20 protein-coding genes and 1 pseudogene are annotated in these 26,706 nt (G+C 73.3%); 5 read left to right on the forward strand and 16 right to left on the reverse strand.

Going from position 1 to position 26,706, the window contains the following annotated elements:
- Positions 1-49 precede the first annotated feature (49 nt).
- From ACFYVL_RS17630 to ACFYVL_RS17640, 3 genes are all read left to right on the forward strand, one after another.
- Entirely contained in the window at positions 50-1,093 is a 1,044-nt protein-coding gene (locus ACFYVL_RS17630; RefSeq protein ID WP_389245615.1) for an FAD-dependent oxidoreductase, read from the forward strand.
- 215 nt (positions 1,094-1,308) lie between these two features.
- Positions 1,309-2,544, forward strand: coding sequence for a DUF2993 domain-containing protein (locus ACFYVL_RS17635; protein WP_389245617.1), 1,236 nt, complete (start codon positions 1,309-1,311; stop codon positions 2,542-2,544).
- Positions 2,545-2,720: 176 nt separating this feature from the next.
- Positions 2,721-4,820, forward strand: a complete 2,100-nt coding sequence (locus ACFYVL_RS17640) for a prolyl oligopeptidase family serine peptidase (protein WP_389245619.1) — start codon at positions 2,721-2,723, stop codon at positions 4,818-4,820.
- A gap of 58 nt (positions 4,821-4,878) precedes the next feature.
- Here ACFYVL_RS17640 and ACFYVL_RS17645 read toward each other — a convergent pair whose 3' ends face one another.
- The 6 genes from ACFYVL_RS17645 to ACFYVL_RS17670 form a co-directional block, all read right to left on the reverse strand.
- A complete protein-coding gene (locus ACFYVL_RS17645) occupies positions 4,879-5,904 on the reverse strand; it encodes an ABC transporter ATP-binding protein (protein WP_389245621.1) in 1,026 nt (341 codons plus the stop codon).
- Positions 5,901-6,920: an ABC transporter ATP-binding protein gene (locus ACFYVL_RS17650; protein ID WP_389245623.1), complete on the reverse strand. Its 1,020-nt coding sequence runs from the start codon at positions 6,918-6,920 to the stop codon at positions 5,901-5,903. Before ACFYVL_RS17650 ends, ACFYVL_RS17645 begins: the two co-directional genes overlap by 4 nt.
- Positions 6,920-7,906: an ABC transporter permease gene (locus ACFYVL_RS17655; protein WP_389245625.1), complete on the reverse strand. Its 987-nt coding sequence runs from the start codon at positions 7,904-7,906 to the stop codon at positions 6,920-6,922. Before ACFYVL_RS17655 ends, ACFYVL_RS17650 begins: the two co-directional genes overlap by 1 nt.
- On the reverse strand, positions 7,903-8,910 hold the full coding sequence (locus ACFYVL_RS17660) for an ABC transporter permease (protein ID WP_389245627.1): 1,008 nt from the start codon (positions 8,908-8,910) through the stop codon (positions 7,903-7,905). Before ACFYVL_RS17660 ends, ACFYVL_RS17655 begins: the two co-directional genes overlap by 4 nt.
- Positions 8,911-8,924: 14 nt before the next feature.
- Positions 8,925-10,682: an ABC transporter substrate-binding protein gene (locus ACFYVL_RS17665; protein ID WP_389245629.1), complete on the reverse strand. Its 1,758-nt coding sequence runs from the start codon at positions 10,680-10,682 to the stop codon at positions 8,925-8,927.
- A gap of 189 nt (positions 10,683-10,871) precedes the next feature.
- Entirely contained in the window at positions 10,872-13,208 is a 2,337-nt protein-coding gene (locus ACFYVL_RS17670; protein ID WP_389245630.1) for a collagenase, read from the reverse strand.
- Between the two features lie 162 nt (positions 13,209-13,370).
- Between ACFYVL_RS17670 and ACFYVL_RS17675 the strand changes: the two genes are divergently transcribed.
- Positions 13,371-14,750 carry an aminopeptidase P family protein gene (locus ACFYVL_RS17675; RefSeq protein ID WP_389245632.1) on the forward strand — a complete coding sequence of 460 codons (1,380 nt, stop codon included), beginning with the start codon at positions 13,371-13,373 and terminating at the stop codon, positions 14,748-14,750.
- Between the two features lie 164 nt (positions 14,751-14,914).
- Here the strand turns inward: ACFYVL_RS17675 and ACFYVL_RS17680 are convergent, their stop codons facing one another.
- The 10 genes and pseudogenes from ACFYVL_RS17680 to ACFYVL_RS17725 all read right to left on the reverse strand — a co-directional run bounded on the left by ACFYVL_RS17680 (position 14,915) and on the right by ACFYVL_RS17725 (position 24,762).
- Positions 14,915-15,349, reverse strand: coding sequence for a VOC family protein (locus ACFYVL_RS17680; RefSeq protein ID WP_389245634.1), 435 nt, complete (start codon positions 15,347-15,349; stop codon positions 14,915-14,917).
- Between the two features lie 75 nt (positions 15,350-15,424).
- Complete coding sequence (locus ACFYVL_RS17685; protein ID WP_389245636.1) at positions 15,425-16,141, reverse strand: GntR family transcriptional regulator; 717 nt, start codon at positions 16,139-16,141, stop codon at positions 15,425-15,427.
- A 41-nt stretch (positions 16,142-16,182) separates the two neighbouring features.
- On the reverse strand, positions 16,183-17,583 hold the full coding sequence (locus ACFYVL_RS17690; protein WP_389245639.1) for an aldehyde dehydrogenase family protein: 1,401 nt from the start codon (positions 17,581-17,583) through the stop codon (positions 16,183-16,185).
- Positions 17,580-18,596: a proline racemase family protein gene (locus tag ACFYVL_RS17695; RefSeq protein WP_389245641.1), complete on the reverse strand. Its 1,017-nt coding sequence runs from the start codon at positions 18,594-18,596 to the stop codon at positions 17,580-17,582. The genes ACFYVL_RS17690 and ACFYVL_RS17695 overlap by 4 nt, the downstream gene beginning before the upstream one ends.
- A gap of 64 nt (positions 18,597-18,660) precedes the next feature.
- Positions 18,661-19,581 (reverse strand): dihydrodipicolinate synthase family protein, encoded by a 921-nt coding sequence (locus tag ACFYVL_RS17700; protein WP_389245643.1) that lies wholly within the window; start codon positions 19,579-19,581, stop codon positions 18,661-18,663.
- 130 nt (positions 19,582-19,711) lie between these two features.
- On the reverse strand, positions 19,712-21,154 hold the full coding sequence (locus tag ACFYVL_RS17705; RefSeq protein WP_389245645.1) for an NAD(P)/FAD-dependent oxidoreductase: 1,443 nt from the start codon (positions 21,152-21,154) through the stop codon (positions 19,712-19,714).
- Positions 21,135-21,467: a (2Fe-2S)-binding protein gene (locus ACFYVL_RS17710; protein WP_389245647.1), complete on the reverse strand. Its 333-nt coding sequence runs from the start codon at positions 21,465-21,467 to the stop codon at positions 21,135-21,137. Before ACFYVL_RS17710 ends, ACFYVL_RS17705 begins: the two co-directional genes overlap by 20 nt.
- Positions 21,468-22,082: 615 nt before the next feature.
- Positions 22,083-23,165: pseudogene (locus ACFYVL_RS17715) on the reverse strand (NAD(P)/FAD-dependent oxidoreductase); the annotation flags it as partial.
- A gap of 68 nt (positions 23,166-23,233) precedes the next feature.
- Positions 23,234-23,635, reverse strand: coding sequence for a RidA family protein (locus ACFYVL_RS17720; RefSeq protein WP_389245649.1), 402 nt, complete (start codon positions 23,633-23,635; stop codon positions 23,234-23,236).
- Entirely contained in the window at positions 23,632-24,762 is a 1,131-nt protein-coding gene (locus ACFYVL_RS17725) for an acyl-CoA dehydrogenase family protein (RefSeq protein ID WP_389245651.1), read from the reverse strand. The genes ACFYVL_RS17720 and ACFYVL_RS17725 overlap by 4 nt, the downstream gene beginning before the upstream one ends.
- A 215-nt stretch (positions 24,763-24,977) precedes the next feature.
- On the opposite strand from ACFYVL_RS17725, the gene ACFYVL_RS17730 reads away from it, so the two are divergent.
- On the forward strand, positions 24,978-26,706 hold a 1,729-nt coding region (locus tag ACFYVL_RS17730), incomplete at its 3' end, for an AMP-binding protein (RefSeq protein WP_389245945.1).

Below are 26,706 nucleotides of genomic sequence, written 5' to 3' on the forward strand. Positions count from 1 at the left end.
TACCACAGTTGTGGTAGCGAAGACGCACGGCGATGAGCGGGAGTACGTCATGGCTCGAACGGCAGTGGTCGTGGGTGCGGGGGTCGGCGGGCTGGCCACGGCGATCGGTCTGCGCCGGGCCGGCTGGAGCGTCACGGTCCTCGAACGGCGGGCCGGCCTGGAGGACTACGGGGCCGCCTTCGGCATCCACCCCGGCGCGCAGACCGCCCTGGAGCGCCTCGGGCTCGGCGAGGTGCTGCGCGACCGCGCGGTGCCGTACCGCGGCGCACGGATCCGCAATCCCGCGGGCAAGGTGCTGGCGAGCCTCCCGCTGGAGCGCATCGAGAAGAAGGCCGGCCGCCCCGAACTGCTCATCGCCCGGCCCCACTTGATCCGGGCGCTGCTCGCCGGGCTGGAGCGGTTCGGCGACGTCCCGCTGAAGTTCGGCGAGAACGTCCGGGACGCGGCGGCCGTGGACGCCCTGGTGGCCGGGCACGACCTGGTGGTCGGCGCGGACGGCATCCGCAGCGCGGTGCGGACCGCCGCGTTCGGCGCCCGCAGCGGACCCCGCGAGATCGGCACCGTCGCCTGGATCGGCATCGCCGACTTCGAGAGCGGGACGTACGGGGAGACCTGGGGCCGCGGCCGGTTCTTCGGGATGACGCCCGTAGAGCCGTGGCGCACCAACTGGTACGCCACGGTGCCCGGAGCGACCACCGCCGACGAGCTGCGCGGCCACTTCGAGGGCTGGCACGACCCGATCCCCCGGCTGCTCGCCGAGACCGACCCGGCACACTGGATCCGGTACGAGATGCGCCATCTCCACCCCGCGCTGCCCACCTTCGTCCACGGCGGCAGGATCGCCCTGGTCGGCGACGCGGCGCACGCCATGACGCCCAACCTGGGGCAGGGCGCGTGCACGGCGGTACTGGACGCGGAGGCGCTGACCCGGGCGGTCACCGAACGGCCCGACCTGCCGGGCGCGTTGCGGGCGTACGACGCGGAACGGCGCCGCAGCGCCCAGCGGGTGGCCCTCGGCTCGCGCACCCTGCACCGCTTCATGTCGACGGAGCACTCCGGGCTGCGCGACGCGCTGGTCGGGCTGCTGCCGTAGGGGCCGGGCGCGGCCGTCGGGCGGGCGCGCGCACCGGCCGCCCGGTCGGCCGGGTCCGGTCGCGAACACGCTGGTCACGCGCCCGCCGCCGCCGGGACCGTCCACTCCGGATCAAGCGGCCGGGATACCCCGGCAAATGGGGTGGAGACGGTCATCGAGCTTGCGTTCGAGGGTGGTGCGCGTGGTGGGATGCTTCGATGCGACCCCCCACACGCATGAACGCGCATTCCGCACGCCCCCACGAAGAAGACAAACCGCCCAATCCGTACGAAGAGCTCGCCCGTCTCGCTCCTCCCGAGCCCGACTACGGCGCCTACGAGCCCGATGTCGGACTCCTGGGCCTCGGCCTGAAGTCGGACGAGGACGACGAGGACGACGAGTGGCAGCCGCCGAACCACCGGGGACGCAGCCGGCTGGCAGCCGTGCCCGTCGTCCTCAAGGTGGCCGTGGCGGCAGTGGTCTGCGCGGCCTTCCTGCTGCTCGCCGACCGGTTCGCGCTGCTGTACGCGCAGAACAAGGCCGAGGACCAGCTGAAGAAGTCGATGAAACTGGCGACCAGGCCCGAGGTCGACATCCACGGCTTCCCGTTCCTCACCCAGGTCTTCGACAAGCGTCTCGACCGGGTCGACGTCGCCGTGCCCGACGTCGACGCGGACCGGGTGTCCATCGCCGAAGTACGGGCGACGGCCCGTGACATCAGCATCGTCGGCAGCCTGCCGACCTCCATCCAGGGCGCCGTCATCGGCAGCGTGGAGGGCGACGTCCTGCTGTCCTTCGACGACCTGAACCGTGAACTCGGCTCGTCCCAGGCCAAGTTCAGGAAGGACGGGCACGACAGGATCAAGGTCACCGGCGAGCTGCCGATCGCCGGCACGAAGGTACTGCTCGGCGCCGAGGCGCACATCAGGCGCGACGGCGACCAGGCGGTCTCCACCACCATCGACCACATGCGGGTGGACCTCCCCGGCCTGGTGACGTACCGGCCCGGCAAGGACCGCGCCACCTCGGGCCTGCGGCTGCACCCCCAGGCCGCGGCGGCGCTCGCCAAGCAGGCGGCACGCGTCAAGGAACTGCTGGCGGTGCCCGCCGTGGTGGAGCGGCTCGGCATACCGAAGGAGTGGGTGGACAAGGCGCTCAGCAGCGAGGCCGAACTGCACCGGCTGACCGGGTCGCCGCGGTTCGTGAAGCAGCTGATGGGGCTCAACCTCGTGGACGTGGTGATCGACCACCCGTGGCTGCTGGAGAAGGTCGGCATCGACCCGAAGATGATCGCCTCGCTGCTCGCGATGCGGCCGCCGGAGCTCTCGGAGAAGCTGTCGATGAACTTCCGGCTGCCGAAGACCCCCGGTGAGCTGCGGCTGCGCGAGATCAAGGTGGAGCCGGAGGGAATCCGGGCGGACCTGGCGGGCACCGGACTGTCGTTCGGCGACGTGGCGAACAAGGCCGGGTAGCTCCAGGCCCCGGGTCCTGCCCCGCCATGCCAAGGGGGGCGGGGCCCCGGGTCCTGCCCCTCCGCCGTACGCCCCGTCCTCGTACCGCCCCGCGCACCGCGACCCTCCGAACCCGCTGTGCCATTTCATATGTGACATCCTTGACCGGGGTCGCGCGGCCGGGGGACGATTCCCCCATGTCTACAGATCCCGTCGCCGATCCGTTCCTCGCCCTCTCCGCCCGTACCGGCCGCTTCTCCTACGGCGCCCCGCGCGCCGCCGCCTTCGCCGCCGGGGGACGGCTGCTCTGCTTCCTGCGCTCCGCCGGGCCGACGGACTCGTACGACGCCCTCTGGGCGCTCGACACCACCACCGGCGAGGAGCGGCTGCTCGCCGACCCCCGCGTGCTCGCTCCCGGAGGTGGTGAAGTCCCGCTCGTGGAGCGGCAGTTGCGGGAGCGCATCCGGCTGACGGCCGCCGGTATCGGCACCTATGCCCTGTCCGGCGACGGCCGCTTCGCCGTCTTCGCACTGTACGGCCGGCTGTTCCGCACCGGCACGGGCGCCGACGGCAAGCCGGAGGAGATCCCCACGCCGGGGCCGGTCTTCGACCCCCGGCCGAACACCGACGGCTCGCGCGTCGCCTACGTCCACCAGGACCGGCTGTACGTCGCCTACTGCGACGGGGCGGCCCCCGGCGGGGACCGCAGCGCCGTCTCCCCGCACGACGGGGCCCGCTGGGGTGTCGCCGAGTTCGCGGCGGCCGAGGAACTGGGACGCGCGCGCGGGCACTGGTGGGCCCCGGGCGGCCGGGCGCTGCTCGCCGCCCGGGTCGACGAGTCGGCGCTCCCCCGTTTCGACTACGGCGGCGACTTCGCCTATCCGAGGGTGGGCGGCCCCAACGCGGACGTACAGCTGTGGGTGCTGGACGCCGGAGCGGCGGACGCCGCGGACGGGCGGGCCGGGGGTGTCCGGCTGGAGTGGGACGCCGCGGCCCACCCCTATGTCACCGACGCGAGCTGGGAGTCGGACGGCGAGATCCTGCTGACCGTGCAGGACCGCCTCCAGCGGGAGGCCCTGCTGCTCTCCGCCGACCCGGCCACCGGGACGACGCGCCCGCTGTCGCGGACCGCGCACCCGCTGTGGGTCGATCCGCTGCCGGGCACGCCCGCGAGGCTCGCGGACGGCCGGATGCTGACGGCGGCCGACACTCCGGGGGAGAAGGCGCGCGCACTGGCCGTGGACGGCCGGCTGCTGACCGGCGACGAGGTGCAAGTGCGTGCGGTGGAGGGCGAGTTCGAGGGCTCGCTGGTCGTCACCGCGGCGTTCGACGAGCCCGCCGACCAGCATGTCGTCCTCGTCGACCCGGACACCGGTGCCCTGCGCCGGCTCACGGACGGGCCGGGTGTGCACACCGTCGCCGTGGCCGCCGGCCACCTGCTGATCACGGCCGCGCGGCCCGGGGAGGAGGCGGTGCGGCGCACCGTACGCACCCCTGGCGGGCGGGAGTGGACGCCGCGGGACCTCTCCGAGCCGCTGCCGTACCGGGTCGCGCCCCGGCTCGCCCGGGTCACCGCGTACCGGCTGCCGACCGCCGTGGTGCTGCCTCGCGGACACGCGGCGGGACAGCCGCTGCCCGTCCTGCTCGACGTGTACGGCGGGCCCGGCGCCCAGGCCGTCACGAACGACCCGCGCGCCCAGCAGCACCGGCAGTGGTGGGCCGACCGGGGCTTCGCGGTGGTGACGGTCGACAACCGGGGCACCTCCAACGTGTCGCCCGCCTTCGCGTACGCCATGTACCGGGGGTTCTCCCGGGTCACCCTGGACGACCAGGTGGCGGCGCTGCACGAACTCGCCGCGCTGCACCCGGAGCTGGACCTGACCAGGGTGGCGGTGCGCGGCTGGTCGTACGGCGGCTATCTGGCCGCGCTCGCGGTACTGCGGCGGCCCGACGTGTTCCACGCGGCCGTCGCGGGGGCCCCGCCCACCGACTTCCGCGCCTACGACACCGCCTACACCGAGCGCTATCTGGGGATTCCGGCGGACAACCCCGGGGTGTACGAGGAGGACTGCCTGGTCAAGGACGCGGCGGGGCTGAGCAGGCCGCTGCTGCTGGTCCACGGGCTGGCCGACGACAACGTCCACCCGAGCCACAGCCTGCGGCTGTCCGAGGCGTTGACGGCGGCCGGGCGGGAGCACGAGCTGCTCACCCTGCCGGGAGTCAGCCATCTGACGCCGGGCGGGGTGCGGGAGCGGCTCATGGAGAAGGAGCTCGCCTTCCTGCGGGCGGTGCTGTAGCACGCCGGACTCCCCCGCCCCCGATCGCGCGGGGCGGGGGAGTCCGGCCGGTGGGTGGTCAATACGGGAAGTGGCAGGCCACCTCCCTGGTCTCGCCCGGGGTGCCGATCCTCAGCAGCGGGCGCTCGGTGCGGCAGATGTCCGCCGCCTTCGGGCACCTCGGATGGAAGGTGCAGCCCGGTGGCGGGGCGGCCGGGCTCGGCGGGTCGCCGAGCAGGGTGATGCGTTCGCGGGCCCGTTCGGCTGCCGGGTCCGGCAGCGGCACGGCGGAGAGCAGCGCCCGGGTGTAGGGGTGCGCGGGGTTGCCGTACAGCGCGTGCTTGTCGCCGATCTCGACGATCCGGCCGAGGTACATGACGGCGACGCGGTCACAGACCCGCTTGACCACGGACAGGTCGTGCGCGATGAAGACGTACCCCAGGCCGAGTTCGCGGCGCAGCCGCTCCATCAGGTTGACCACCTGCGCCTGTACGGAGACGTCCAGGGCGGAGACGGGTTCGTCGGCGACCACCAGACGGGGGCCGGTGGCCAGCGCGCGGGCGATCCCGATGCGCTGTGCCTGGCCGCCGGAGAACTCGTGCGGATAGCGGTCGATGTGTTCGGGGATGAGGCCGACCAGGTCCATCAGCTCCGCCGCCCTGGCGCGCGCCTCGGCGGCCGGCCTGCCCTGCACCAGCAGCGGGTCGGCGATGATGCGGGCCACCGTCTGGCGGGGGTTGAGGGAGGAGTGCGGGTCCTGGAACACCATCTGGAGGTGTTTGCGGTACGGGCGCATGGCGCCGGGCGACAGACGGGTGAGGTCGGTGCCCTCGAAGGCGACCGTGCCGGAGGTCGGCTCCAGGAGGCGGACGATCGTGCGGCCGGTCGTGGACTTGCCGCAGCCGGACTCGCCGACCAGGCCGAGGGTCTCGCCGGGCGCTACGTCGAAGCTGATGCCGTCGACCGCCCTGACCGGCGGCCCCTTGCGCCCGGTACGGCCGCGGCGGCCGGGGAAGTGCACGGTCAGGTCGCGCACGGAGAGCAGCGGGGTCGTGGTGTGCTCGGTCGCCGGGGTGTCCGGTGGGGTGTGGGCCGGTGCGCTCACCGGGCGGCCTCCTGCGCTCGGGGTGCGGTCAGATGGCAGGCGGCCCGGTGCTGCGGGCCGCTCAGGGGAAGCAGGGCGGGCCGTTCGTCCACGCAGCGTGCGCGCAGTTCCGCGGGCACCGGGTCGGCGGCCCGCGCCCCGCAGCGGGGGGCGAACGCGCAGCCCACCGTGGGCGCGAGCAGCGACGGCGGTGAGCCGGGGATGGCCCGCAGGGGTTCCTCGTCGGTGTCGTCGAGGCGGGGCAGCGAGTCGAGCAGGCCGCGGGTGTAGGGGTGCGCGGGGGCGGTGAACAGGGTGTCCACCGGGGCCTGTTCGGCCGCCCGGCCGCCGTACATGACCAGGACGTCGTGGGCGACCCGGGCGACCACCCCCAGGTCGTGGGTGATCATGACGACGCCGAGGCCGCGGTCCTGCTGGAGGCGGGCGACGAGTTCGAGTATCTGCGCCTGGACGGTGACGTCGAGCGCGGTGGTCGGTTCGTCGGCGATCAGCAGGTCGGGTTCGCAGGCGAGCGCCATCGCGATCATGGCGCGCTGGCGCATTCCGCCGGAGAACTGGTGGGGGTACTCCCCCGCCCGGCGCGCGGGTTCCGGGATGCCGACCTCGCCGAGCATGTCGACGGCCCGGCGCCGGGCGGCGGCCCGGCCGGTGCGGAAGTGGACGCGGTGGTGCTCGGCGATCTGTTCGCCGACCGTGTAGTAGGGGTGCAGGCTGGACAGCGGGTCCTGGAAGATCATCGCCATCCGCCGGCCGCGCAGCCGGGACAGTTCCTTCTCCGGCAGTCCGATCAGCTCGCGTCCGGCGAGGGTGATGGAGCCCTCCACGCGGGCGGCCCGGTGCAGGCCGAGGACGGCGAGGGAGGTGACGGACTTGCCGGAGCCCGACTCGCCGACGATGCCCAGGGTGCGGCCGGCCTCGACGGTGAACCCGATGCCGTCGACGGCCCGCACGGGGCCCGCCGGGGTGGTGAACTGCACGCTCAGGTCGGTGACCGCAAGGAGCGGTGCCTCTGCCATCAGTACCTCACCCTCGGGTCGACGACGGCGTACAGGAGGTCGACGGCCAGGTTGGCGACGACGATGAAGAAGGCGGCCATCAGCGTGACGCCGAGGACCACGGGCTGGTCGGCGGTGGTGAGCGCGCCGTAGAAGAGGCGGCCCACCCCGGGGAGTCCGAAGATGGACTCGGTGATGACGGCCCCGGCGAGCAGTCCGCCGAGGTCCATGCCGAAGAGGGTCAGGATCGGGGTCATGCCGGAGCGCAGCCCGTGCTTGACGACGACGGTCCGCTCGGGCATTCCCTTGGCGCGTGCGGTGCGGATGTACGGCTCGGCCATCGCCTCGATCATGGAGCCGCGGCTCTGCCGGGCGTACATCGCGGCGTACAGCAGGGCCAGCGCGGTCCACGGCAGCAGCAGGTTGAGCGCCCAGGCCCCGGGGGACGCGGTGAAGTCGTGGTACTCGGGGTAGGGCAGGATTCCGGCGACCCGGATCACCCCGTAGATCAGCATGACCGAGGTGAAGTAGACGGGCAGCGAGGCGGCGGCGACGGCGCCGACCATCAGGGTGCGGTCGGTGAGGGTGTCCTTGCGCAGGGCGGCGACGACGCCCGCGCCGAGGCCGAGCACCAGCCACAGGGCAGCGGCGCCGACGGCCAGCGAGGCGGAGACGGGCAGCCGGTCCAGCAGCAGGTCCCAGACGGGCAGCGAGTTCTCGTAGGAGTAGCCGAGGCAGGGGAAGTCGCAGGTGAGGGCGTACTGGCCGGTGCCCAGGGTGCGGCCGGTGAAGATGCCGGTGACGAAGTCGGCGAACTGCCGCCACAGCGGGAGGTCGAGCCCGAGGTGGTGGCGTACGGCTTCCAGGCGTTCGGGGCTGCACGTCTTGCCGCACGCGGAGGCGGCGGGGTCGGCGGGCAGCACGTAGAAGATGACGAAGGTGACGGCCGCGATGGCGAGCAGCACCCCGAGGACGCCGGCCAGGCGGCGCAGCAGGTAGAGGGTCATGCGCCGCGCGCTCCCCTCGGGTCGAGGATGTCGCGCAGGGCGTCGCCGAGGAGGGTGAAGGCCAGGACGGCGAGGAAGAGGAAGGTGCTGGGGATGAGGAAGTAGGTCGGGTCGGTCTCGTAGAAGGTGACGCTCTCGGCGATCATCTGGCCCCAGGAGGCGGTCGGCGGGCGGACTCCGACGCCCAGGTAGCTGAGGGCGGCCTCGGTGCTGATCATGCCGGGGACCAGCAGGGTCGTGTAGGCGATGACGGGTCCCAGGACGCCGGGGAGGATGTCGCGGGTGAGGATGCGCCAGGGCGTGGAGCCCGCGACGCGGGCGGCGTCGACGTACTCGCGGTGTTTGACGGAGAGGGTCTGGCCGCGTACGACCCGGGCGACGCCGGGCCAGCCGAAGATGCCGATGACGGCGGTCATCAGCACGATCCGGTTGACGTCCCTGGCCACCGACATCATCGCGATCATGAAGATGAGGGACGGGAAGGACATGGTGAGGTCCATCAGCCGGCTCAGCAGCGAGTCGACGCGCCCGCCGAAGTAGCCGGCGGCGATCCCGGCGGCGGTGCCGACGAGGACGACGATGGCGGTCGCGGTGAACGCGATGAGCAGGGAGACCTGCGCCCCGTGCACGACGCGGGCGAACAGGTCGCGGCCGGTGACGGGTTCGACGCCCAGCCAGTGGTCGCCGCTGATCCCGCCGAACGGGCCGATCGGCAGGCCGCCGAGGTAGGGGTCGACGGCCGACTTGTCGAACTCGTCGGGGGACCAGCCGCCCAGGGCGCTCAGCCAGGGTGCGGTGAGTGCCATCAGGACGAACAGGACGACGACGCCGAGGCTGATCCTGACGGCGGGCCGGTGGCGCAGTTCGCGGCGCACCAGCTGCCAGGGGCTGCTGCCCGGCGGGGGGACTGCGGTTGCCTTGTGCGGGGTGCCCGGGGCGGGGGCGGGGTGTTTCCCGGTACTGCCCGGAGGTTCTTTCGCGTCCGGGGCGATGGCTGCGTTCATGGTGTGACGGACCCTCAGCCCTGGCTCTTCGACGGGTCCTTGAGACCGATCGTGGCGTAGTCGAGCTGTCCGGCCCAGATCGGGTGGCCGAAGGCGCCCGCGACATTGGTGCCGATCATGAGCGGCTTGCGCTCGATGAGCATGGGCACGGCGGGGTGCTTGGCGAGGATCTGCGCGTCGAGTTCCTGCCAGGCCCGGTCGGCGGACGCGACGTCGGTCATGGCGGCGATCTCGTCCATCCGCTTCATGGTGGCCCTGTCGCGGAACTGGCTGTTGTTGCCGGAGTTTCCGGTCTCCTTGATGTAGCGGCCGTCGAAGACGAACGGCAGGAAGGAGGAGCCGTTGGGGTAGTCGGGGCACCAGCCGCTGACGACCATGTCGGGGGCGGACTTGATCTCGCCGATGGCGTCGTTGTACGCGGCCGGGTCGACGGTGTCGATCCTCACCTTGATCCCGGCCCGGCCCAGGCCCTGCTGGATGGCCTCCGCCTTGGTCTTGTCGCCGGTGGAGACGGTGAGGGTGGCGTCCACGGAGGGCTTGCCCGCTGCCGCGAGGAGCTGCTTGGCCTTCTCCGGGTCGCCCGCCGGGGCGATCTTCAGGCTGTCGCTCTGTCTGCCGCCGGTCATGGAGGGCGGCATGTAGGCGGTGGCCGTCTCGTTGAGGGCGGGTCCGCCGCCGGAGGTGACGACGGCCTCCTTGTCGAGCGCGTACTGGACGGCCTCGCGCACCTTGGGGTCGTTGAACGGGGCGCGGGAGGTGTTGAGCTGGAGCATGTCGGTACAGCCGCTGAGCTCGGCGACCAGCCGCTGCTTGATCTCGGGCTTGGGCAGCACCTTGGGGGCGCTGGCCGGGTTCAGGTCCCACCACTGCACGGCGGAGGCGTCCGGGCCGGCGGAGGCGATGATCCGGTCGTCGATCTGGGCGCCCTTGAGGCCCATGACGACCACGAACCTGTCCGGGTAGGCCTTGCGGACCGGGTCGGTGGCCGGGTCCCACTGCGGGTTGCGGACCAGCACCAGCTTCTTGTCCCGGGCGTACGACTCGATCTTGTAGGGCCCGGAGGAGAACGGCCGCGCGTCGTACTGGGCGCCCTTCTCCTGCGCCTCGGGCACCGGCGAGAAGGTGGTGAGGGTGGCGATGGACGCGAACTCGGCGACCGGGCGGGCGAGTTCGAAGACGATGGTGTGGTCGTCGGGGGTCTTCACCGAGTCGAGGTGCTTGCCCTGGAGGGGGCCGGTGTAGCCCTTGGCGCCGGCGAGGAGGCGGGCGGCGTAGTCGGGGCCGCCGGTGAGGTCGGGGGCGAAGGAGCGCTCGACGTTGTACTTGACGTCCTGCGCCCGGATCGGTGTGCCGTCCTCGTACTTCAGGCCCTTCTTGAGGGTGAAGGTCCACGTCCGGCCGCCGTTGGAGGACTTGCCGAGGTCGGTGGCGAGGTCGGGCACCAGTTCGCTGCCGCCCTTGCCGGGTTCCGCCTTGAAGGTGACGAGGGTGCGGTAGAGCAGCCGGGTGCCGAAGTCCATGGCGGGCATGACCCAGTTGCGCGCCGGGTCGAGGTGGGCGAAGTCCTGGTTGGACAGGACGGTGAGGGTGCCGCCCTTGGCCGGGGTGCCGCCGAGGATCTTGCCCTCGTTGGCGGCGGCGGGGTTGTTCTTCGCCCGGTTCTGGCCCTGGCCCTGGCTGCCCTTGCCGCCGGTGCCGCCGCAGGCGGAGGCTCCGAGGGCGAGGGCCGCCACCAGGGTGGTGGCGAGGGCGAGACGGGTGTGCTTGGTCATGGCTACTCCACTGGTACGGGCATGCCGGGGCCCGGCCCGGCCTGACGGGCCGGGCCCCGGGGGTGAGGGTGGTGGTGCGCCGCACCGGGACGTACGGGGGTGCGGGTGGTGCGGTGGCGCCGGGTCGTGCCGTGGTGCGTCGGGGGTGCCGTGGTGCTTCGGGTGTGCGGGCGGTTTCCCGCCGGACCGCTAGCGGCGCAGGGGTCCTTCGCAGACGTAGTCCGCGGTGCCGGCCCGGCCGTCCGTCCAGACGTCGACCTTGCCGAAGGAGCAGTTCATGTCGGCGAAGTTGTTCGCGACGGGCTTGGAGCGGTCGAGGAGGTAGTAGTCGACCGTCTCGGACATGTCCTGGAACACCTTGCTCGGGTCACCGGAGTTGCTCAGGTTGGCGGTGATGCGCCCGGTGCAGACGAACCGGCCGAGTTCCTTGCCGCCGTCGTCCTTGCAGGCGGTGGGGTCCATGTACGTGGCGTTCTTGAACGCCGTCCTGACGTCGGCGGCGGCCGTGAACTTCAGGGAGGCGTTCGGGGTGTACTGGGTGTCGGGGACGAAGAGCCGGTCGACGATGGCGATCTGCTGGTCGAGGAACGCGTCGTAGCCGCGCTGGAGGTTGGCGTCGGAGCCCTGCTGGTTGCGCCAGGCGTCGTAGGCGGCGACGTCGTTGGCGCGCAGGTACCGGTACATCTCCTGGAGCTTGCCGGGGTGGTCGCGCCACAGGTACTCGAAGAAGGTTCCGGCGTAGGAGTAGAAGCGGAAGCCGTCGCCGTCGTAGGTGGCGTGCAGGAGCTGGTTGACGCTCATGCGCGGGCCGCCGCCCGAGGTGTCGTTGATGATGTCCTCGACGAGCGACTGGCGCACCGCGATGCCGTCGTCGCGGGTGGCGCCGTCGAAGAACTCGCCGGTGCCCTCGTCCATGGCGGTGGTGCGGTCGTTCTGGTACCAGGGACCCTCGCCGAAGGAGCCGTGCACGGCGAAGCGGCCGTTGAGGTAGTGCGTGTACTCGTGGCGGAAGAGCTCTTCGAGGGTGAGCGAGGAGTCCTGGGGGACGCGGCGCTGGTAGGTGTAGAAGGTGGCGCCCCGCTCGATGTAGATGCCGCCGTTGTTGGTGTCCATGCCGGTGAGCAGCGGGTGGTACGTCTCGTAGTCGGCGCGGGAGGCGTACAGGACGATGTTGAGGGTGGTGTTGGTGTCGCCCGCGAGCGGCTCGGTGGTGCCGATCACCCGGTGGAACTGGGCCTTGACCTGCTTGGACGCGTAGTAGAGCTGGTCGACGGTGGCGCGGCTGAGGCCGGTGCGCACCTTGATGGCGCCGTTGTCGTAGGTGTAGGTGTACGGGAAGATCCGCTTCTCGATGTCCTCCTTGCAGATGCCGTACTGCTTGCAGGCGCCGAAGTAGTTGAGCCAGGTGGCGACCTTGGCCCAGGGCTGGCTGCCTTCGCCGAAGTTCTGCTTGGCGGTGGTCAGCAGGGTGCCGAGGTCGGCGACGACGCCGTCCTTGAGTGCGGGGATCTCGCCGAACCGGCCGTACTCGCTGAGCGCGTCGCGCACCACCCACTCGTTGCCGGTGCCCTTGAGGTGGGTGTAGCCGGCGAAGGCCTTGAAGGCGGCGCGGTAGGCGGGGTCGGCGCTGACGGCTGCTCGGAACGCGGCGTCCTGGTTGCCGGGGTAGACGCCCAGGTAGTTGAGGGAGAGCGCGGACAGGGCGGCGCCGGCCCACCCGCGGTCCTTGTGGGTGGCGGTGTGGGCCGGGTCCATGGTGGCCAGGACCTTCTGGACCAGGCCGAGCTGGTGCTGGCGCAGGCCGGGCGCGCTGCCCGCGATGAGGGCTTCGCGGAGGGTCTCCGCGTTGGCCCCGGTGACGTCGAAGGTACGGGCGGCGGTGCCGAAGGCGGCGATGGCGCGGCGCATCGCGTCGACGGTGGGGGCGTCGGTGATGTCGATCTCGTCGCGCGAGAAGTCGTGGTAGGCGACCGCGTGGAGGTAGGTGAACATCTCCAGGAGGTGGCTGGTGTTCCTGCCGTCGTGGGAGGCGGCGAGGGTTTCGGCGCGGCGGGCGACGGCCTGGACGTGGGCGTCGGACATGACGGGGACCAGCCGGGCGTCCCAGGTCCAGATGAGGTCGCGCAGACAGCCGTCGGCGGTCACGGCGGGGTCGGCGAGGAAGTCGGCGAACTGGGTGGGGTTCAGCCGGGTGATGCCGTCGAGGGTGCAGGGGGCGACGGCGGCTCTGGCGAGCGAGGGTCTTGGCCCGCTGGTGGCCGCCTTGGTCTGTGCGCCGGGTATGCGGCCCTTGGCGGTGACGGTACGGGGAGCCGGGGCCGCTTCCCGCTTCAACTGCGGTGTGCTGGCGAGGCGTTGCACCTCGTCGAAGGGGTTGGCGGTACGGGCCTGCGGCTGCTGCCGGGCCGCCGCGGCGGAGGGCGCGGCGGTCGGGGACGGCTGGGGCGCGGCCTGGGCGGAGTTCTGGAGGACCGGCAGTGCGAGGGCGGTGGAGAGGGTTGCGGCCAGCAGGATCCTGCGCGGCATACGCGGGTGTGACACCTGAATCTCCGGATCTGTGTGGGGAGTTGAGGGGTGGGGCGGACGGTTTCCGTCGGCCCCTACGCCCGAGGTGTGACCCGTAACATAGTAATGTGAAATTGCACTGACAAGGCTTCAGACAACTCTCCTGCCCCCGGAGGCGAAAACGTGACCTCGCACCCCGCCCAGCTGCGTACCGTCAGCCACGATCTGCCGGTGTCTCCGGCGCTCGACTCCTTCATGGGCTCCCACTGGGCGCCGACTCCCGCCCCGCCGGACGAGCGGGTCCCGGGCTTCGCGCACTTCGCGCAGCGGCGGGCCCGGCTCGCCGCCCGCTTCCCGGGCGAGCGGCTCCTCGTCCCGGCGGGCGAGCTGAAGGTCCGCTCCAACGACTGCGACCACCGCTTCCGCCCGCACAGCGCGTACGCGTGGCTGACCGGACTGACCGGCGAGGACCAGCCCGGCCACGTGCTGGTGATCGAGCCCGACGGCGACAGCGTGCTGTACGTGCGCCCGCGCTCGCCGCGCGCCTCGGGCAACGGCGAGTTCTACCGGGACCGCAGGTACGGCGAGTTCTGGGTGGGCCGCAGGCCGGACCTCGCGGAGGCCGGGCGGCTGACCGGCATCCGGTGCGCGCACCTCGACGACCTCGCCCCTTCCGCGGATGCCCGCAACGCGGCCCGCGACCCCGAACTCGCCACCTGCCTCAGCGAGTTGCGCCTGGTGAAGGACGCCTGGGAGGTGGGCCAGATCCAGCTCGCGGTGGACCACACGGTCACCGGCTTCGAGGACGTCGTACGGGCGCTGCCCGCGGCCCTGCGCCATCCGCGCGGCGAGCGCTGGATCGAGGGCGTCTTCGGGCTGCGCGCCCGCGCGGAGGGCAACGGCACCGCGTACGACACGATCGCCGCCTCGGGCGCGCACGCGGGGGTGCTGCACTGGATACGCAACGACGGCCCGCTCGACCGCGACCAGCTCCTGCTGCTGGACGCGGGCGTGGAGACCGACAGCCTGTACGCCGCCGACATCACCCGCACCCTCCCGCTCTCCGGCCGCTTCTCCCCCGTCCAGCGCCAGGTGTACGACCTGGTGCTGGCCGCGCAGGACGCGGGCATCGCCGCACTGAAGCCGGGCGCCAGCTTCCGCGACTTCCACCGGGAGTGCTCGCGGGTGCTCGCCGAGGGACTGGCCGACTGGGGCGTGCTGCCGGTGTCGGCCGAGGAGTCGCTGCGGCCGGAGAGCGGGCTGCACCGGCGGTACTCGCTGTGCAGTTCGGGGCACATGCTGGGGCTGGACGTGCACGACTGCGCGCAGGCACGCGCGGAGCAGTACCTGGACGGGGTCCTGGAGGAGGGCCAGGTGCTCACCGTGGAGCCGGGGCTCTACCTCCAGCCGGACGACGAGACACTGCCGCGGGAGCTGCGCGGGATCGGCGTCCGCATCGAGGACGACCTGGTGGTGACCGCCGAGGGCGCCCGGCTGCTGTCGGGCGCCCTGCCGCGCGAGGCGTCCGCCGTCGAGGCCTGGATGGCGGACCTGCTGGGCTGAGATCCGCGGTGCCGCCGGCCCGGGACCGGCGGCACCGCGTCAGCACTTCACGCCGGTTCCCGGCCGGTGAGGTTCGATCCGGTGCGGTGCAGCCCGGCCCGGTGCGGTGCGGCCCGGTGCGGTGCGGCCCGGCCGGAGCCGCGTGGCCACGCCCGCGCCCGGGGCTAGCGCTCCGCCAGCGGGGCCGGGGCCTCCTGGAGGGTCCAGCCGTTGCCGTCCGGGTCCTTGAAGAAGGCCCAGGAGTTCCAGGTGTCGCCCCTGCCCTCGGCCCACCCCTTCTCCCCCAGGTGCATCACCGGGCTCACCTCCACCCCGCGCCGCGCCAGCTCCTCCCGGGCGGCCGTCACGTCCAGCACGCACAGCTGCCCGGCGTGCAGGGAGCCGGGCGGCGGGGTGGTGACCCATGCGGCGGGCGGCGCGGTGCCCTGGGTGAGGGCGATCGAGCACCGCGACCCCGGCGGGGTCAGCTGGACGACCCGTACCCCCTCGGCCACCTTCAGGTCGACGTCGATCTCGAAGCCGCACTTGTCCGCGTAGAAGTTCTTGGCCCGGTCCAGATCACTGACGGGCACGCTGACGATTTCCAGGGTCCACTCCATGACGGCATTCCTCCGGAGTTCCGCGACTGCCGACTGCTCGGACGGCACCATCCTGGTACGCCGCCCGGCGGGCCGCTAGCGGACGCCCAGCTTCCGTGCGGTGGGCCGCTGCTCGACCGGTTCGTCGCGGGCGCGGGCCCACAGGGAGCGCACGTGTCCCAGGTGGCGGGCCATGCACGCCTCGGCCGCCCCGGCGTCCCCGGCCAGCATCAGGTCCAGCAGTTCCAGGTGCTCCTCGGCCGAGGGCAGCAGTTCGTTGCGCGCGTCCAGCATGGTCAGCCCGTACAGCCGCGAGCGCTTGCGCAGGTCGCCGACGGTTTCCACCAGCCGGTCGTTGCCGCTGAGGCCGAGCAGGGTGAGGTGGAAGCGGCGGTCGGCCTCCAGGTAGCCGATGAGGTCGTGCTCGCGCGCGGCGGCGACGATCTCCTCGGCGACCGGACGCAGCGCCTCCAGTTGCTCCCGGGAGGCGGTGGCGGCGATCCGGCCGACCATCGGCACTTCGATGAGCGCCCGGATCTCGGCGTACTGGTCGAGGTCGCGCTCGCTGACCTCGGTGACCCTAAAGCCCTTGTTCCGTACGGGCTCGACCAGGCCCTCCCTGGCCAGGTCGAGCATCGCCTCGCGGACGGGGGTGGCGGAGACGCCGAAGTCGGCGGCCAGGCCGGGCGCCGAGTAGACGGAGCCCGGCTGGAGTTCACCCGAGATGAGGGCGGCCCGCAGGGCGTTGGCGACCTGGTCGCGGAGTCGCTCCTGCGCGGTGATGAGGTGGCGTTGCTGCTTGAGTTCGCCCATGGCGGCCCTCCGGATTGCTACGGACTGCCCAGCGTACAATGTCACGTTGCGCTGTCGGCGGCCCGGTGGAGGGAGTAGGTGCGGGTCGAGGTGTAGAAGTCCAGTGCGGTGCGGCCCTGTTCGCGCGGGCCGTGGCTGGATGCCTTCGTACCACCGAAGGGCAGGTGGAAGTCCACCCCCGTGGACGGCGCGTTGATCCGGATCATGCCGGTGTCGAGTCCGTCGAGTCCGTGCAGGGCCGCGTCGAGATCCCCGGTGTGCACGGAGGTGACCAGTCCGTAGGGGACGGCGTTGGCCGCCCGGACCGCCCGGTCGAGGTCGGGGGCGTGCAGCAGGACGGCGACCGGCCCGAAGACCTCCTCGCGCAGCAGTTCGTGTCCGGGCGGCGCCTGCTCGACGAGGGTGGGCTCGACGTACCAGCCGGGTCCCTCGCCGGCCCGGCCGCCCGCCAGTACCGGCAGGCCGCGGGTCGCGTCCAGCACCTTCTCGCGGGCCGCCGCGGAGATCACCGGACCGCACACGGTGCCGGGCGTGGCCGGATCGGCGGGGACCACGGCCCGCAGAGCCTCCGCGAGGGCGTCGCGCAGCGGGCCCAGTGCGCTGCCGACGGCGATCACCCGGCTGGTGGCGGTGCACTTCTGGCCCGCGTAACCGGCGATGGCGGCGGCGATGTGCGCGGCGGCGCGGGCCGGGTCGGCGTCGGGCAGCACGAGTGCCGCGTTGAGTCCGCCGGTCTCGGCCTGGACGGGGATGCCGCGCGCGTTGGCGGCCCGTACGACGGCGCCGCCGGTGACCGTGGATCCGGTGAACGACACCGCGTCCACGGCGGTGACCAGCGCGTTGCCCTCCGGCGCGGCACCGGGCACGACCGTGAACACCCGCTCGGGCAGCGCCTGTTGGAGCAGCTCGGCCAGCCGCAGCGCGCACGCGGTGGCCTCGGGGGCGGGCTTGAGCACGACGGTGTTCCCGGCGGCGAGCGCGGGGGCCGCCTTCCAGACGGGGATGGCGAAGGGGAAGTTCCAGGGGGTGACGAGTCCGGCGACCCCGCGCGGGCGGCGGCGGGTGAGCAGGAGACCGCTCCCGGCGGCGGGTTCGTGGACGGATCCGGTGGCGTCGTAGGGGAGTTGGGCGTAGTAGCGGAGGATGGCGACGGTGCGGGCGACCTCGGCGTGCGCCTCGGCGGCCGGTTTGCCGACCTCGCGCACGGCCAGTTCCGCCAGTTCGGCGCCCGCCTCCTCGACGGCGCGGGCGGCGGCGGTGAGGGCGGCCGAGCGGGCGGCGGCCCCGGCCGCGTACCAGGCGCGCTGGGCGTCCCTGGCCCGGTCGACGGCCTCGACGGTGGCCCAGGTGCCGGTGCTCGGCACGTCGGCGACGGTCTCCCGCGGGTCCGCGGGGTTGTGGGAGAGGGTCCTGGCCGTCGTGGCGAGGGAGGTGCCGGTCACAGGACGAAGCCTCCGGGGAAGGGGTCCGTGGGGTCGAGGAAGTACTGCGCGGTGCCGGTGATCCAGGCGCGTCCGGTGACGGTGGGCACCACCGCGGGCCGTCCGCCGACGGTGGTGGTGCCGACGAGGCGGCCGGTGAACTCCGTACCGATGAAGGACTCGTTGACGAAGTCGCGGTCCAGGGGCAGTTCGCCGCGGGCGTGCAGCTGCGCCATCCGGGCGGAGGTGCCGGTGCCGCAGGGCGAGCGGTCGAACCAGCCGGGGTGGATGGCCATCGCGTGCCGGGAGCGGACGGCGTCGGAGCCGGGGGCGGCGAAGTAGACGTGCTTGAGGCCGGCGATCCGGTCGTCCTCGGGGTGCACGGGCCGGTGGTCGGGGTCGGCGTTGACCGCGTCCATCAGGGCGAGTCCGGCGGCTAGGATGTCGTCCTTGCGGGCGCGGTCGAAGGGGATGCCGTCGGGGCCGACGGACTCCAGCGGGACGAAGGCGTAGAAGTTTCCGCCGTAGGCCAGGTCGTAGGTGAGGGTGCCGAGGCCCGGCACGTCGATCTTGCGGTCGAGGGCGACGCTGAAGGCGGGCACGTTGGTGAGGGTGACGGCGGTGGCCGCACCGTCCTTGACCTGCACGTCGACGGAGACGAGGCCCGCGGGGGTGTCGAGGCGGACGGTGGTGACGGGTTCCACGACCTCGACCATGCCGGTCTCGACGAGGACGGTGGCGACGCCGATGGTGCCGTGGCCGCACATGGGGAGGTAGCCGGAGACCTCGATAAACAGGACGCCGTAGTCGGCGTCGGGGCGGGTCGGCGGCTGGAGGACGGCGCCGCTCATGGCCGCGTGGCCGCGCGGCTCGTTCATCAGGAGGTTGCGCACCTGGTCGCGGTGGGCCGCGAAGTGCAGCCGCCGCTCGGCCATGGTGGCGCCGGGGATGGTGCCGATGCCGCCGGTGACGACCCGGGTGGGCATGCCCTCGGTGTGGGAGTCGACGGCGTGGAAGACGTGCCGGGTGCGCAACGTGGTCTCCTGACTGACGGGTGGGTGCGGGAGGGGCGGGTGTGGAACGGGGGGGGTGTACGGGTCAGTGGTGGCCGTCGGCGATGAGCTTCTCGGTGGCGGCCCGCACGGCTGCCTCGTCGGCGGCGGGCAGCGGGAAGCGCGGCGGCCTGACCGGTCCGCCGTAGTGTCCGGCCAGGTCCGTGGAGAGCTTGATGGCCTGCACGAACTCGGTCTTGGAGTCCCACCGCAGCAGCGGGTGCAGCGTGCGGTACAGGGGCAGGGCGGTGTCCAGGTCGTGCGCGACGGCGGCCCGGTAGAGGGCGACGCAGGAGTCGGGCAGCGCGTTGGGGTATCCGGCGATCCAGCCGACCGCCCCGGCGAGCGCGAGCTCCAGCAGGACGTCGTCGGCGCCGATCAGCAGGTCCAGCTCCGGGGCGAGTTCGGCGATCTCGTAGGCCCGGCGGACGTCGCCGCTGAACTCCTTGACGGCGACGATGCTGCCGTCGGCGTGCAGGGCGGCGAGCAGTTCGGGGGTGAGGTCGACCTTGGTGTCGAAGGGGTTGTTGTACGCGACGACGGGGACGCCGGCGCGCGCGACCTCGGCGTAGTGCTCGCGCACCGAGGCGGCGTCCGCGCGGAAGGCGTTGGGCGGCAGCAGCAGGACGGAACCGGCGCCCGCGTCGGCCGCCTGCTCGGCCCAGCGGCGCGACTCGGCGCTGCCGTACGCGGCGACACCGGGCATGACCCGGTCCCCGCCGGCCACCTCGACGGCGGTACGCACCACCCGGTCGCGTTCGTCGTCGGTGAGGGTCTGGTACTCGCCGAGGGACCCGTTGGGCACGACACCGTCGCAGCCTGCTTCGACGAGCCGGGCCACCTGGGCGGCGTAGGCGTCGTAGTCCACGGAGAGGTCGTCGCGGAAGGGCAGGGTGGTGGCGACCATGATGCCGTGCCAGGGGCGCGGGCGGGCGGGGGCGGGGGAAGGGGTGTGTGCGGTGTTCATACAACGACTCCTCAAGTAGTGTGTGACATTTTATTGAAGGGTGTGCGGGTCCGGCAAGGGCGCGTTCCCGTCAACTCGCTTGTACGCACAAGTCGGTTCGCGGGAGCGGTGCGGCCCCGGCCGGTGCCGCTCAGCCGTCGGCCAGTTCGCCGAGGGTGAGCGGGCAGGCGAGGGGGCGCCGGTCGGGAGCGTCGCCGGCCGTGCCGCCGCCTTCGGCGGACGCCGCGAGCCGGGCGACGGCGGGACCGCACATCCGCCCCTGGCACCAGCCCATTCCGGCCCGGGTGAGGAGTTTGACGGTACGGGTGTCGCGGGCACCGAGGTCGTCGACGGCCTCGCGGATCTGTCCGGCGGTGACCTCCTCGCACCGGCACACGTCGGTGTCGGGGCGCAGCCAGTCCCGCCAGTGCGGGCCGGGGGCGTGTGCGGCGGCCATGGCGTCGGCGAACCGCCGCAGCCGGTCGCGGCGGCGGGCCGGGAGACCGCCGGTCCGCCGCCGGGCGCCGCCGTCCCCGGCGATGTCCCCAGCGATGTCCCGGGCGGCCAGTTCCCCTTCCAGCAGGGCGAGTTCGGCCCCGCCGACGCCCGCGGTCTCGCCCGCCGTCCAGACGCCGGGGACGGTGGTGCGCTGGTACCGGTCGACGACGAGGGCGTGGCTGCCGTCCGCGGTGCGCCGGGTGGCGCAGCCCAGTCCGGTGGCCAGTTCGATCTGCGGGACGAGTCCGTGGCCGACGGCCAGCGCGTCGCAGGGGATGCGCACCCCGGGTCGTCCCGGCAGCGGGCGCCACTGGGCGTCGAGCGGCCGTACGGTCACCGCCTCGACGCGGTCGCCGCCGTGCACCGCCGTGACGGCGCTGCGGGTGCGGACGCGGATGCCGTGCCGGACGAGCGCGGCGGCGTGCACGGCGCCCTCGGCCAGCTTGCCGGGGTTGGCCGCGAGCGCGCCGGGGGTGCGGGCGTAGCCGGTGTAGCCGCTCGCCTCGACGACGACGGGCACGGTGGCACCGGCGGCGGCGAGCGATCCGGCCACCGCGAGCAGCAGCGGCCCGCTCCCGGCGACCACGATCCGCCGGCCGGGCAGCACCAGCCCCGCCTTGAGCATGGCCTGCGCCCCGCCCGCCCCGACGACACCGGGCAGCGTCCAGCCGGGGAAGGGCAGTTGGCGCTCGTACGACCCGGTGGCGAGCAGCACCTTGGCCGCCCGCACGGTCGCCTGCCGCCCGCCGCCGTCCGGCCCGCGCACCGCCCGCACCTGCCACTGGCCCGCCTCGCCGGTCACCGCCCACACGTGGTGCTCGGCGAGGTGGCGCACCCGGCCGGCCGCGATCTGCGCGGCGAGCCTGGCGGCGCGTCCCGTGTACGCGGACCACGCGTGGTGCAGCGCCTGCGGCCTGCGGGCCCGCAGGCCGGGGGCGGGATGCCGGTAGAACTGTCCGCCGGTCTGTGCGGCGGAGTCCACGAGGGCGACGCTCAGGCCGAGTTCGGCGGCGGTGACGGCGGCGGCGAGCCCGGCGGGGCCTGCGCCGACGACGGCGAGGTCGTAGCGGGTGTCGTCAGACGGCGAGGTCACCACGGCCGTTCCCTTCCTGGGTGGTCACCGCGTCGCCCGGCCGGGCCGGGACCAGGCAGGCGCGCTGGTTGGCGGTGGAGTTGACGGTCGCCAGGCAGTCGAAGCACGACCCGATCCCGCAGAACGCGCCGCGCGGCCGGTCGCCCTGGCGGGTGGTCCGCCACGACAGCACTCCGGCCGCCCACAGCGCGGCGGCGACGCTCTGTCCGGGCAGCGCCGCAATCGGCTTCCCGTCGAGGGTGATCTCGAAGGGTTCGACGGGGTCGGCCCCGGTCAGCGCCTGTGGCGTACGGGACCCACGTCGGGCACGGAACACGGGTGCACTCCTGTCGGGCGTAGGGGTGGGGGCGTTGGGCCCGGTGGGGCGTGGGCGGGGTGGGGCGAGAGCGTGGGCGGGGTGGGGCGTCGGGGGTCGGGTGTCGGGTGCTGCGGGAGCGGAGGTGCAGAGGGTCGAGTGTCGCGGGTGCGGGTGCTGGAGCGGAGGTGCGGGGTGTTGCGGGTGCGGAGGGTCGAGTGCGGCGGGAGCAGAGGTGCGGCGGGCCGGTCGGCGGCGGCCCTCCGCTCCTCACCGGGCCCCGGCCGCAGTCCCGGGGCCGGTTCCGTCTCCCCCGCCGTCGCCCGCACCGAACCGTTCCGGCCGGAACGGCCCGAGGTCGAGCGCGGCGAGGGCCGAAGCGAGGTCCGGGGACACGACCGGGGCCGGGGCCCTGACCGAAGCCGGGGCCGCTGCCGGGGTCGGGCTCCCTTCCCGGATCGGGTGCTCGACCGGCATCGGGCTCCCCTCCCGAATCCCGCGCTCGGCCGGGGCCGGAGCCCCCTCCCGAATCACGTGCTCGGCCGTTGTGCGGCGCCCGGCCGGATTCGTGGCCGGGCTCCCGCCGGGTGCAGCAGGTGCCCCCGCGTCCCCCGTTTTCCCCCACTCCCCCAGCCGTCCCACCAGTCCCGCCGCGATCAGCGCCCCCGTCACCGGGGCGAGCCCGACTCCCGCGCCCTCGTGTCCGCAGGCGTGCCAGAGTCCGGGTGCCCGTGTGTCCGGGCCGATCGCGGGGAGGTGGTCCGGCAGGTACGGCCGGAAGCCGTGGTACGTCCGCATCACCCGCACCCCCCGCAGCACGGGGAACAGCTCTCCCGCCTGTCGCGCCAGCCGCTGAAGCACCTCGACCGACAGGGAGCGGTCGAATCCGACCCGTTCGCGGCTCGCCCCGATCAGCACCGGCCCGGCGGCGGTGCCCTCCACCACCGCGGAGGTCTGGAGGGCAGCCGAGCCGCTCGCCACGTCGGCGACGTAGTCGGCCGCGTACACCTTGCGTCGGACGATGCGCGGCAGCGGCTCGGTGACCAGCACGAATCCCCTTCTGGGGAGGACGGGCAGGGTGACGGAGGCGAGTTGCGCCAACTGTCCGCCCCAGGTGCCCGCGGCGTTGACCACGGCGCCCGCGGGGATGTCGCCGTGCGGGGTGCGGACGCCGCGTACCGAACCGTCCGCGCCGCGCAGCACGCCCACCACCTCCGTGCCCAGGTGGAGCGTGGCTCCCGAGGCCTTCAGCAGGTGGGCGGCGGCCAGCGCGGGCTGGACCTGGGAGTCCTGGGGGTAGTGGATGCCGCCGGCGAGGTCCGGGGAGAGATGGGGTTCGAGGTCGGCGAGGCGGTCGGCCTCCTCGCACCGCACGCCCGCCCCGGCCTGTGCGGCGGCGAAGGCACGCAGCGCCTTGAGGCCGCTCTCCCGCGCCGCGACGACGAGTCCGCCCTTCGCCTCGTACTCGAAGGCCCCGGGGAACTCCTCGGCGAGCTCGCGCCACAGTCTCGTGGACAGCAGCGCGAGTTCGAGTTCGGGGCCCGGTTCCTTGTCGGAGACGAGCAGGTTGCCTTCGCCGGCCCCGGTGGTGCCGCCGGCCACCGGGCCCCGGTCGACCACGGCGACGGAGAGCCCGGAGCGGGCGGCGTAGAAGGCGCAGGCGGCGCCGACCATTCCGGCACCGACGACGACCACGTCAAAGAGGCGTCTCGTGAACACGGCAGTAATATGTCACACAACACATGGGCTGCCAAGGGTGCCTGGGCACCCTGATCCACAACCGTCCCTCAGAGCACGGCGATTCCGTCCAGCTCCACGAGTGCCTGGGTGTCCCACAGCCGCACCACGCCCACGACGGCCATCGCGGGGTAGTCGCGCCCCGCCAACCGGCGCCAGACGCGGCCCAGTTCGGGGGCGTGCTCGCGGTAGTCGGCGACATCGGTGGCGTACACCGTGACCCGGGCGAGGCTGTCGGGGGTGCCGCCCGCGTCGGCGAGCGCGGCGAGCAGATTGCTCAGGGCGGTCTCGAACTGCTCGGGCAGGGTCTCGCCGACCACCTTCCCGTCCCCGTCGAGGGCGGTCTGCCCGGCGAGGAAGACCAGCCGGGAGCCGGTGGCGGCGACGCTGACGGCGTGCGAGAAGCCGGTGGGCGGGGAGAGTTCCGCGGGGTTGTGGCGCTGGAGGGTCATCGGGCGTACAGCTCCTTGGCGATGATCGTGCGCTGGACCTCGGTCGCACCCTCGTAGATGCGCGGGGCACGCACCTCCCGGTAGAGGTGTTCGAGGAGGTGGCCGCGCTGGAGGGCACGGGCCCCGTGCAGCTGGACGGCCGCGTCGACGACGAACTGGGCGGTCTCGGTGGCGAAGAGTTTCGCCATGGCGGAACTCCTGGGCACCTGCGGTTCGTTCCTGTCGTACGCGGACGCCGCCGCGTAGACGAGCAGCCGGGCCGCCTCCGTGCGGGTGGCCATCTCGGCGACCTGGTGCGCCACCGACTGGAGGTCCTTCAGCGGCCCGCCGAACGCGGTCCGTGCCGAGGTGTGCTCCAGCGTCGCGTCCAGCGCGGCCTGCGCCATGCCCACGGCGAAGGCGCCCACGCTCGGGCGGAACAGGTTGAGGGTGTCCATGGCGACCCGGAAGCCCCGGTCCGGTGCGCCGATGACGTCCGCCCGCGTGACGTGCACCCCGTCGAAGGCGAGGCTGCCGAGGGGGTGCGGGGAGAGCATGTCGAGGGCGCTGCCGGTCAGCCCCGGCCGGTCCGCGGGCACCAGGAACGCGGTGATGCCGCGCGCGCCCGCGCCCTGCGTCGTACGGGCGAAGACGGTGTAGAAGTCGGCGTACGGGGCGTTGGAGATCCAGCACTTCTCGCCGCTCAGCCGCCAGCCCCCGGCGTCGCTCCGGTCGCCCGCCACGGGTTCGGCCCGTAGGGTCAGAGCAGCGGCGTCCGAACCCGCGGCCCGCTCACTGAGGGCGAATCCGGCGACGGTGCGGCCCTCCCGCACCCCGGGCAGCCAGCGGGCGCGCTGCTCCTCGGTGCCCGCGCGGGCGACCGGGGAGGCGCCGAGCCCCTGGAGCGCGAGCGCGGTCTCCGCCTCCGTACAGCCGTGCGCGAGCGACTCGCGCATCAGGCACAGATCGAGCGCCCCGGAGGTGAACAGCCTCTCCAGCAGACCGAGCCCGCCGAGTTCGGCGACCAGCGGACGGTTGAGCTGTCCGGGCTCCCCCTTCTCCGCCAGCGGCACCAGCCGCTCCCGGGCCAGGGTGCGCAGTTCCCCGCACCACGTCAGCTGTTCCGGCTCCAGTGTGAATCCGGGCAACGGTGGCCCCTCTCGTCGCGCGTGTTATCGCGGAGCGTTGACTGTCGTCACCATCACGATACGCTCGGAAGCACCGGCACTGAAGAACGAGCGCGCGAGCGCGAGCACTGAGGCACCGGCACGACAGCGCACACCGCACGGCCGGATCACCCACCCGTCAGACCGTCAGTCGCATCCCGGACTGCTCGCTGCAAGGGGGCCAACCCGACATGGCCATGGACCTGCACCCGTCGGCCCACACCGACACCTTCCCGCGCGACCATCTGCCGCCCGCCGGGCAGTGGCCCGACCTCCTCTTCGAGCTGCCGGAGCTGCGCTACCCCGCCCGGCTCAACTGCGCGGTGGAACTGCTGGACCGCACCCTCCAGGACTTCCGCGCCGACCGGCCCGCCCTGCGCACCCTCTCCGGCGAGATCTGGTCGTACGGCGAGCTGCGCGACCACGCAGACCAGATCGCGCACGTACTGACCCAGGACCTGGGGGTGGTGCCCGGAAACCGCGTCCTGCTGCGCGGCCCGGCCACACCCTGGCTGGTGGCGTGCTGGTTCGCCGTGATGAAGGCGGGCGCGGTCGCGGTGACCGTACTGGCCCAGCAGCGGCCCGCCGAGCTGGCGGTCGTCTGCGACATCGCGCGGGTGAGCCACGCCCTGTGCGACGTGCGGACCGTGGACGACCTGGTGAAGGCGGAGGTGCCGGGGCTGCGGCTGACCGCGTTCGGCGGGGACGCCCCCGACGACCTGGTGCGGCGGGCGGCCATCAAACCGACCCGGTACGAGGCGGTGGACACGGCGTGCGACGACGTCGCGCTGATCGCCTTCACCTCGGGGACGACCGGCCGCCCCAAGGGGTGCATGCACTTCCACCGGGACGTGCTGGCCATCGCCGACACCTTCTCCCGGCACGTGCTGCGACCGGAGCCGGACGACGTGTTCACGGGCAGTCCGCCGCTCGGTTTCACCTTCGGCCTCGGCGGTCTGGTGATCTTCCCGCTGCGGGTGGGCGCCTCCGCCCTGCTCCTCGAACAGGCCGGGCCCAAACAGCTGCTGCCCGCGCTGGCCGAGCACCAGGTGTCGGTGGTGTTCACCGCCCCGACCGCCTACCGGCTGATGCTCGACGAGCTGAACTCGCCGACCGCGTACGACCTGAGCGCGCTGCGCCGCTGCGTGTCCGCGGGCGAGAACCTGCCGGCCGCCACCTGGCAGGCCTGGCAGGAACGCACCGGGCTGCGCATCATCAACGGCATCGGCGCCACCGAACTCCTGCACATCTTCATCTCCGCCGCCGACGACGACATCCGTCCCGGCACCACCGGCCGCCCGGTGCCCGGCTGGCGGGCGCGCGTGGTGGACGCGGCGGGCGCCGAGGTCCCCGACGGCGAACCGGGACTGCTGGCCGTACAGGGCCCGGTGGGCTGCCGCTACCTGGCCGATCCGCGCCAGGAGGTGTACGTGCGCGACGGCTGGAACATCACCGGGGACACCTACGTGCGCGACGCGGAGGGCTACTTCCGCTACGTCGCCCGCGCGGACGACATGATCATCTCGGCCGGTTACAACATCGCGGGCCCCGAGGTCGAGGACGTCCTGCTGCACCACCCGGACGTGCTGGAGGCGGCGGTGGTGGGCCGCGACGACGAGGTCCGCGGACAGGTCGTCACCGCGTACGTGGTGCTGCGCGAGGGAGTGCCGCGGACCGAGGCGACGACGGCACTGCTGCGGGACTTCGTGAAGGCGGAGCTGGTGCCGTACAAGTGCCCGCGCGAGATCGTCTTCCTGGAGGCGCTGCCCCGCACCCCCACGGGCAAGCTCCAGCGCTTCAGGCTGCGCGGCGCACCGGAGACGGCGCCGCCGGGTGCTCCGGGTGCTCCGGGTGCTCCGGGTGCTCCGGGTGCTCCGGGTGCTCCGGGTGCTCCGGGTGCTCCGGGTGCTCCGGGTGCTCCGGGTG

Origin of the sequence: Streptomyces sp. NPDC004111, assembly GCF_042874215.1 — a bacterium.
Lineage (GTDB): Bacteria > Actinomycetota > Actinomycetes > Streptomycetales > Streptomycetaceae > Streptomyces.

Bases quoted from the DNA above. Each gene is read 5' to 3' on its own strand.
- ACFYVL_RS17630 (WP_389245615.1), top strand. From the start codon at position 50: ATGGCTCGAACGGCAGTGGTCGTGGGTGCGGGGGTCGGCGGGCTGGCC.
- ACFYVL_RS17670 (WP_389245630.1), bottom strand. From the start codon at position 13,208: ATGCCGCGCAGGATCCTGCTGGCCGCAACCCTCTCCACCGCCCTCGCA.
- ACFYVL_RS17640 (WP_389245619.1), top strand. From the start codon at position 2,721: ATGTCTACAGATCCCGTCGCCGATCCGTTCCTCGCCCTCTCCGCCCGT.
- ACFYVL_RS17720 (WP_389245649.1), bottom strand. From the start codon at position 23,635: ATGACCCTCCAGCGCCACAACCCCGCGGAACTCTCCCCGCCCACCGGC.
- ACFYVL_RS17700 (WP_389245643.1), bottom strand. From the start codon at position 19,581: ATGAACACCGCACACACCCCTTCCCCCGCCCCCGCCCGCCCGCGCCCC.
- ACFYVL_RS17660 (WP_389245627.1), bottom strand. From the start codon at position 8,910: ATGAACGCAGCCATCGCCCCGGACGCGAAAGAACCTCCGGGCAGTACC.
- ACFYVL_RS17665 (WP_389245629.1), bottom strand. From the start codon at position 10,682: ATGACCAAGCACACCCGTCTCGCCCTCGCCACCACCCTGGTGGCGGCC.
- ACFYVL_RS17650 (WP_389245623.1), bottom strand. From the start codon at position 6,920: ATGGCAGAGGCACCGCTCCTTGCGGTCACCGACCTGAGCGTGCAGTTC.
- ACFYVL_RS17685 (WP_389245636.1), bottom strand. From the start codon at position 16,141: ATGGGCGAACTCAAGCAGCAACGCCACCTCATCACCGCGCAGGAGCGA.
- ACFYVL_RS17655 (WP_389245625.1), bottom strand. From the start codon at position 7,906: ATGACCCTCTACCTGCTGCGCCGCCTGGCCGGCGTCCTCGGGGTGCTG.
- ACFYVL_RS17635 (WP_389245617.1), top strand. From the start codon at position 1,309: ATGAACGCGCATTCCGCACGCCCCCACGAAGAAGACAAACCGCCCAAT.
- ACFYVL_RS17680 (WP_389245634.1), bottom strand. From the start codon at position 15,349: ATGGAGTGGACCCTGGAAATCGTCAGCGTGCCCGTCAGTGATCTGGAC.